The sequence below is a fragment of the Amycolatopsis sp. genome (assembly GCF_036008905.1).
GTDB lineage: Bacteria > Actinomycetota > Actinomycetes > Mycobacteriales > Pseudonocardiaceae > Amycolatopsis.
Genome location: NZ_DASYMU010000120.1, coordinates 40,332 through 47,174, shown reverse-complemented (window position 1 = coordinate 47,174; position 6,843 = coordinate 40,332). Strand labels below are relative to the sequence as shown.

Below are 6,843 nucleotides of genomic sequence, written 5' to 3'. Positions count from 1 at the left end.
GGGGATACTGGAGGAGGTTCACCGTCGCACCGCCCGCCCCGCAGGTCAGAGTCCGTCGCGCGGAGTTGTCAGGGGCGACCGATAGTCTTCGGTACGGTGGGTCGCCGGTTCGACGCCACCGAGCATGCCTGAGGCAAGCATGTCCGCACGCCATGATCTGGGAGAACGACCCTGTGACTGCTTCTGCTGAGACCCTCTACGGGGCCGACGACCTGACACATCTGGAGGGTCTCGAAGCGGTCCGGAAGCGGCCCGGGATGTACATCGGGTCCACCGACAGCCGTGGCATCAATCACCTTTTCGCCGAGATCGTCGACAACTCCACCGACGAAGGCGCCGCAGGTCACGCCACCAAGATCGTGGTCACCCTGCACGCCGACGGCAGCGTCCAGGTCGACGACGACGGCCGGGGCATCCCCACCGGAGTCCACGCCAAATCGGGCATTTCGGGTGTCGAGCTGGTGCTGACCCGGCTCCACGCGGGCGGCAAGTTCGGTGGATCGGGCTACAAGACCTCCGGTGGCCTGCACGGCGTCGGCGCTTCCGCGGTCAACGCGCTGTCACACCGCTTCGACGTCACCGTGAAGCTTGACGGCAAGGTCCACCAGATGTCGTTCGCGCACGGCGTGCCCGGCGTCTTCGACGGCCCGGACCCCAAGGCCAAGTTCACCCAGCAGTCCGGCCTCCAGATCGCCGGCCGAATGAAGCGCGGCGAGTCCACCGGCACCTCCATCCGCTACTGGTACGACGCCCGCTACTTCGAGACCGGCGCCGCGCTCGACGTCGAAGCCGTCCGCACCAAGCTCCGCAACACCGCGTTCCTCGTCCCCGGTGTCACCTACGTGCTGCGCTCCGCGACGGACGGCACGATCGGCGAAGAGACCTTCCACTTCCCGAACGGACTCGCCGACATGGTCGACTTCCTCTCCCCGTCGAGCGACAAGGCCGTCTCCGGCACGATCATCGTCCGCGGCGACGGCACCTACAAGGAGAACGCCGCCGACGAGAACGGCGTCATGAAGTCCAATGTGGAGCGCCGCGCCGAGATCGAGGTCGCGTTCCGCTGGGGCACCGGCTACGAGCGCACCGTCGAGTCCTTCACCAACACGATCCGCAACGTCCACGGCGGCACCCACCGCAAGGGCTTCGAGCGCGCCGCGGTGAAAGCGTTGCAGGACGGCATTTCCAAGACCCGCGGCCTGCTGAAGCCGAAGGAAGCCCTGCCGGTGCTGGACGACGTCCTCGAAGGCATGACGGCGGTCGTCCACGTCCGGATCCCGGAGCCGCAGTTCACCTCGCAGACCAAGGACGAACTCTCCACCGCCGGGATCACCAAGGTCATCCAGGCCGTCGTCGAGCGCCACATCAAGGCGTGGACCGACGATCGCAAGACCAAGGGCGAAGCCAAGATCGTCCTGCAGAAGATCGTCGACGCCGCCCGCGTGCGGCTCGCGCAGAAGCAGCAGAAGGACGCCGCCCGGCGCAAGACCGCGCTGGAAGGCGCGTCGATGCCGCCGAAGCTCGTCGACTGCCGCACTACCGGCGTCGCCCGCAGCGAACTGTTCCTCGTGGAGGGTGACAGCGCCCTCGGTTCGGCCCGGCTGGCGCGCGTGTCGGAGTACCAGGCGCTGCTTCCCTTGCGTGGCAAGATCCTCAACGTCCAGAAGGCGAGCATCGCCGACACGCTCAAGAATGCCGAGATCGCGTCGATCGTCCAGGTGCTCGGCGCCGGCACCGGCCGCACCTTCGACCTGAGCGTCATGCGCTACGGCCGCGTCATCCTGATGGCCGACGCGGATGTCGACGGTTCGCACATCCGGACCCTGCTGATCACGCTGTTCGCCAAGTACATGCGCCCGGTCATCGAGGACGGGCGGCTCTACGCGGCGATGCCGCCGCTGCACAAGATCACCACGAAGGGCCGCAACCCGGAGGTCAAGTTCACCTTCTCCCAGCGGGAGATGGAGACCACCATCCAGAAACTGGAGAAGGCCGGGAAGTCGATCGTCACCCCGGTGCCCCGGTTCAAGGGCCTCGGCGAGATGGACGCGGACGAACTGTGGGACACCACGATGAACCCGTCGACGCGCTCGGTCCGCCGGATCACCATGGACGACGTCGACGCCGCCGAGACGACCCTCGAACTGCTCATGGGCGACAAGGTCCCCCCGCGGCGCGACTGGCTCGTGGAATCCTCCGAGCGGGTCGACCAAGCGAACATCGACATCTGAGTTCTGTACCAACAGGAGACGCTGAGTAATGGCACGCCGCAAGGGCACCCAGATCAAGATCGATCCGTCCGCCTTCGACCGCGCGGGCGCGAACGTGTTCGAAAACCCGCTGAAGACGGAGATCGAGGACTCTTACCTCGAGTACGCCTACTCGGTCATCCACTCCCGCGCGCTCCCGGACGCCCGTGACGGGCTCAAGCCGGTGCACCGCCGGATCCTGTTCTCCATGCACGAGCAGGGTTACCGGCCCACCCACGCCTACGTGAAGTCGTCCCGCGTCGTCGGCGACTGCATGGGTAAGTACCATCCGCACGGCGATTCCGCGATCTACGACGCGATGGTCCGCCTGGCGCAGGACTTCTCGATGAACGTGCCGCTGGTCGACGGGCACGGGAACTTCGGGTCCCCGGACGACGGCCCGGCCGCCAGCCGGTACACCGAAGCACGCATGTCGGGTGAGGCGATGCTGCTCGTCGGCGAGCTCGGTGAGGACACCGTCGACTTCCGCCCGAACTACGACGGTTCGCTGCAGGAGCCGTCCGTGTTGCCGGCGGCGTTCCCGAACCTGCTGGTCAACGGGACGTCCGGGATCGCGGTCGGCATGGCCACCAACATGATCCCGCACAACATCAACGAGGTCATCGCCGCAGCGCGCTGGCTGATCACGCACCCGGAAGCCTCGCTCGACAAGCTGATGGAGTTCATCCCCGGGCCCGACCTGCCGACCGGCGGGATGCTGCTGGGCCTCGACGAGGTCCGCAAGGCCTACGAGACGGGCCGCGGTGTGGTCCGGATGCGAGCGAAGTGTGAAACCGGTCCGCTGGAAGGCAGCCGTGGCCGTCAGGCCATCACCGTCACCGAACTGCCGTACGGCGTCGGGCCGGAGAAGGTCATCGAGAAGATCACCGACGAGGTCAACAAGTCCAAGCGGCTCACCGGGATCGCGGACGTCAAGGACCTGACCGACCGTGAGAACGGCACGCGCCTGGTCGTCGAGTGCAAGGTCGGGGTGAACCCGCAGGCGTTGCTGGCGGACCTGTACCGGCTCACGCCGCTGGAGCAGTCGTTCGGCATCAACAACCTCGTGCTCGTCGAGGGCCAGCCGCGGACGCTGGGGTTGAAGGCGCTGCTGGAAGTGTTCCTGGCGCACCGGTACGAGGTCGTCACGCGGCGGACCCGCTACCAGCGCCGCAAGCGCGAGGAGCGGTTGCACCTGGTCGAGGGCCTGCTCAAGGCGTTGCTCAACATCGACAAGGTCATCAAGCTGATCCGCGAGAGCGAAAACGCGCAGGCGGCCAAGGACGGCTTGATGACCCGGTTCTCCCTCTCGGAGATCCAGGCGACCTACATCCTCGACACGCCCCTGCGCCGGCTCACCAAGTACGACCGTATCGAGCTGGAGTCCGAGCAGGACAAGCTGCGCGGCGAAATCGCCGAGCTGACGAAGATCCTCGAGGACCAGTCGGTGCTCAAGAAGCTCGTTTCGACCGAGCTCGCCAAGGTGGCCAAGGACTTCCCGTCCGAGCGGCGTACCGCGCTCATCGACGGTGACCTCAAGGAGGTTCTCGCCGCGTCGCAGCCCGCCGGGCCGCTGGAGGTCGCCGACGACCCGTGCCAGGTGATCCTGTCCGCGACGGGTCTTGTCGCGCGGACGGCCGCCGAGTCGGAGGAGGCGTCGGAGGTCCGGCGCCGCAACGGCCGGGTCAAGCACGACGCCGTCGCCGCTGTCGTCCATTCGACGGCGCGTGGGCAGATTTTGCTGGTCACCAACAAGGGCCGCGCGTTCAAGACGGATGTCCTGCCGTTGCCGGTGTTGCCCGACCAAGCGGGGACGGTTTCACTGCGCGGCGGGATGGCCGCTCGTGAACTCGTGCCGTTGGACAAGGGCGAGAAGGTCATCGGGATCGCCCCGCTGGGTGAGGACAGCAACGGCTCGCCAGGTCTCGCCATCGGTACCCGCCAGGGGGTGGTGAAGGTCTGCGCGCCGGAATGGCCGGTCCGGTCCGACGAGTTCGAGATCATCAGCCTGAAGGACGGGGACGAGGTCGTCGGCGCCACCTGGCTGACCGATGGCAGCGAAACCCTCGTTTTCGTTTCGTCAGAAGCCTCCCTGCTGCGATATGCCGCCTCGCTCGTTCGGCCGCAAGGCCTCAAGGGCGGGGGGATGGCCGGTATCAACGTCTCTGGTGACTCCGAAGTCGTGTTCTTCGGTGCCGTCCGCACGGACGACGCCGAGCACGGTGACCCGATGCTCGTCACGGCCACCGGTGCCAGCGTCAAGGTCACGCCGTTCAGCGAGTACCCCGCCAAGGGGCGCGCCACCGGCGGTGTCCGCGCGCACCGGTTCCTGAAGGGCGAAACCCGGCTGCTGGTCGCGTGGATCGGCCAGCGCCCGGCGGGTGCGTCGAAGACGGGCGAACCGATCGAACTGCCCGAAGTGGACATTCGCCGGGACGGTTCCGGGCATGCTCACCCGGGCCCGGATGTGGTGGGACATCTGATCGAACGAGGTTGACCGGTACGCCCGCTGCGGTGAACCGGTGCGCCACTTAACCTCTTGAGGCATGGTCCGTACTCGTGTTTACCGCAACGGCGTGCTGGCGGCCGAAGACTTCCCCCTCGCGGAGGTTTCCGATCACCTCGCCGATCCGTCGACGGCGGTGTGGGTCGACTTCTGCGAGCCGGATGAATCGGATCTCGTCGACATCGGTGACGAACTCGGCCTGCACGCACTCGCGGTTGAGGACGCCACACACGAACATCAGCGGCCCAAGGTCGATCGCTACGAATCCCACGCGTTCCTCACCGCTTACTCCGCGATACTGGCGGAAAACGGTGATCTGACGAAGTCGGAGATGGCCGTGTTCATCACCGATCGTGCGCTGGTGACCGTCCGCAAGGACGACAACTTCGACATCGACGCGGTGGTGGACCGCTGGAACATGTCGTCGGACCTGGCGAAGAGCGGGGTCGCGTTCCTGTTGCACGGCCTGCTCGACTACATCGTCGACACCCATTTCGAGGTGGTCCAGTCGCTGGACGACCAGATCGAAGCGTTGGAGGAATTGGTCTTCGACGAAAAGGCCCGCGACTCCGATGTGCAGCGCCGCTCGTTCCGGCTTCGCAAGAGTCTCGTGGAGGTGCGGCGGGTCGTCCTGCCGATGCGTGAAGTGCTGAACTCGATCATGCGGCGGGATCTGCATATCGTCGACTACCCGATGCAGCCGTATTTCCAGGACGTCTACGACCACGTCCTGCGTGCTTCGGAATGGACGGAATCGTTGCGGGACCTGGTGGTCACCATCCGGGAAACGCAGCTGAACATCCAGGGCAACCGGCTGAACATGGTGATGAAGAAGGTGACGAGCTGGGCGGCGATCATCGCCGTTCCCACCGCGATCACCGGGTTCTACGGACAGAACGTGCCGTATCCCGGGTTCGGGCATTCGTCCGGTTTCTGGGTTTCGACCGCGGCGATCGTCTTCGTTTCGGGACTGCTGTACGTCATGTTCAAAAAGCGCGACTGGCTCTGAACGCAACCACCGCCATCTGTCGACAGATGGCGGTCGCTGCACCCGCGGGCTATCACGTTATGTCGACATGTCGCGGCTGGATCGCCCCTTGGTGCATCTCTTGTTACGGGAGTCATCATGTGTGACTATGAGGGCCGCCGAAGGAGGCACTTCATGTCCCAGGGGAACAGCACTGTGTCCAAGGAGGCCCAGCTCGCGGAGGCCTGCACGGTGCTCGAAGTGCTCAACCGCGTCAGCGGGAAGTGGAGCATCGGCGTCCTGCTCGAGACCATGCGCGGCGCGGTGCGCTTCACCGAGTTGGAGCGGTCGATCACCGGCATCAGCCGCCGGATGCTCACGTTGACACTGCGGAACCTGGAGCGCGACGGGCTGCTGGTCCGCAAGGTGTACCCGACGGTTCCGCCCAAGGTCGAGTACACCGCCACGGAGATGGCCCGCGAGCTGTACAGCTCTTTGATGGAGCTGACGGGGTGGGCCGAGCGTCACCGCTCGACCATCGCCGACGCCCGCGAGGCCTACGACAAAGGCGCTGTCAGCTAGCCGAACGGGCCTGTCGCCAGACGGGGGAGTCGACGTAGTGGTTGTCGAACCGGTCCTGTGATTCGCCGATCTCCTTCGGATCCGCCTGGCCGCGGTAGACGCGGTCGAGCAGCCGGTAGTAGTCGAAGCGGTCCATGCCCGGGGTGAACACGAACAGCACGTCGGCGTCCTGGTCGGCCGTGGCACCGAAGGCGTGCGGGGTGTTCGGCGGGACGACGAGCGTGTCGCCCGTTTCCAGCGTGACGAGTCCTTCGCCGACGAGCACCTGCAGTGAGCCGCTGAGGACGAAGAAGAGCTCGGACGCGCTGGTGTGGAAATGTGGCGGCGCGCCGTCGGCGCCCTGGCGGAACGTGCTGCGGTTGCTGGTCAGCGCGCCGGCGGTGGTGCCGGAGTCGGCGAGCAGGGTGAGCACCGAATTCGGGTCGCTGTCGAGGATTTCGGCTTCGTTCGAGCGGGTGATCAGTGCGTTCGTCATTGCGTTCATGAGTACTACGATCGCCTGCCCGGACCCGCCGAACAACGATGAAGATCGAATCGAT

At 66.0% G+C, this 6,843-nt stretch carries 5 protein-coding genes; 4 read left to right on the top strand and 1 reads right to left on the bottom strand.

The genetic code is table 11. The features are described 5' to 3' along the window. The first annotated feature begins 152 nt into the window (after window positions 1–152). From VGP60_RS21785 to VGP60_RS21770, 4 genes are all read left to right on the top strand, one after another. Complete coding sequence (locus VGP60_RS21785; RefSeq protein WP_327549897.1) at window positions 153–2,231, top strand: DNA topoisomerase IV subunit B; 2,079 nt, start codon at window positions 153–155, stop codon at window positions 2,229–2,231. A gap of 28 nt (window positions 2,232–2,259) precedes the next feature. Then, window positions 2,260–4,746, top strand: a complete 2,487-nt coding sequence (locus tag VGP60_RS21780; protein ID WP_327549896.1) for a DNA topoisomerase IV subunit A — start codon at window positions 2,260–2,262, stop codon at window positions 4,744–4,746. Between the two features lie 49 nt (window positions 4,747–4,795). Continuing rightward, a complete protein-coding gene (locus VGP60_RS21775; protein ID WP_327549895.1) occupies window positions 4,796–5,764 on the top strand; it encodes a magnesium transporter CorA family protein in 969 nt (322 codons plus the stop codon). A gap of 153 nt (window positions 5,765–5,917) precedes the next feature. Then, window positions 5,918–6,304 (top strand): helix-turn-helix domain-containing protein, encoded by a 387-nt coding sequence (locus VGP60_RS21770; protein ID WP_327549894.1) that lies wholly within the window; start codon window positions 5,918–5,920, stop codon window positions 6,302–6,304. On the opposite strand, the gene VGP60_RS21765 is transcribed toward VGP60_RS21770, so the two are convergent. Beyond that, a complete protein-coding gene (locus tag VGP60_RS21765; RefSeq protein WP_327549902.1) occupies window positions 6,297–6,779 on the bottom strand; it encodes a cupin domain-containing protein in 483 nt (160 codons plus the stop codon). The two genes, VGP60_RS21770 and VGP60_RS21765, sit on opposite strands and share 8 nt — an antisense overlap. Window positions 6,780–6,843 lie beyond the last annotated feature (64 nt).

Excerpts from the sequence above, each read along its gene's own strand:
- VGP60_RS21785 (WP_327549897.1), top strand. The coding sequence starts at position 153 with ATGATCTGGGAGAACGACCCTGTGACTGCTTCTGCTGAGACCCTCTAC.
- VGP60_RS21780 (WP_327549896.1), top strand. The coding sequence starts at position 2,260 with ATGGCACGCCGCAAGGGCACCCAGATCAAGATCGATCCGTCCGCCTTC.
- VGP60_RS21775 (WP_327549895.1), top strand. The coding sequence starts at position 4,796 with ATGGTCCGTACTCGTGTTTACCGCAACGGCGTGCTGGCGGCCGAAGAC.
- VGP60_RS21770 (WP_327549894.1), top strand. The coding sequence starts at position 5,918 with ATGTCCCAGGGGAACAGCACTGTGTCCAAGGAGGCCCAGCTCGCGGAG.
- VGP60_RS21765 (WP_327549902.1), bottom strand. The coding sequence starts at position 6,779 with ATGACGAACGCACTGATCACCCGCTCGAACGAAGCCGAAATCCTCGAC.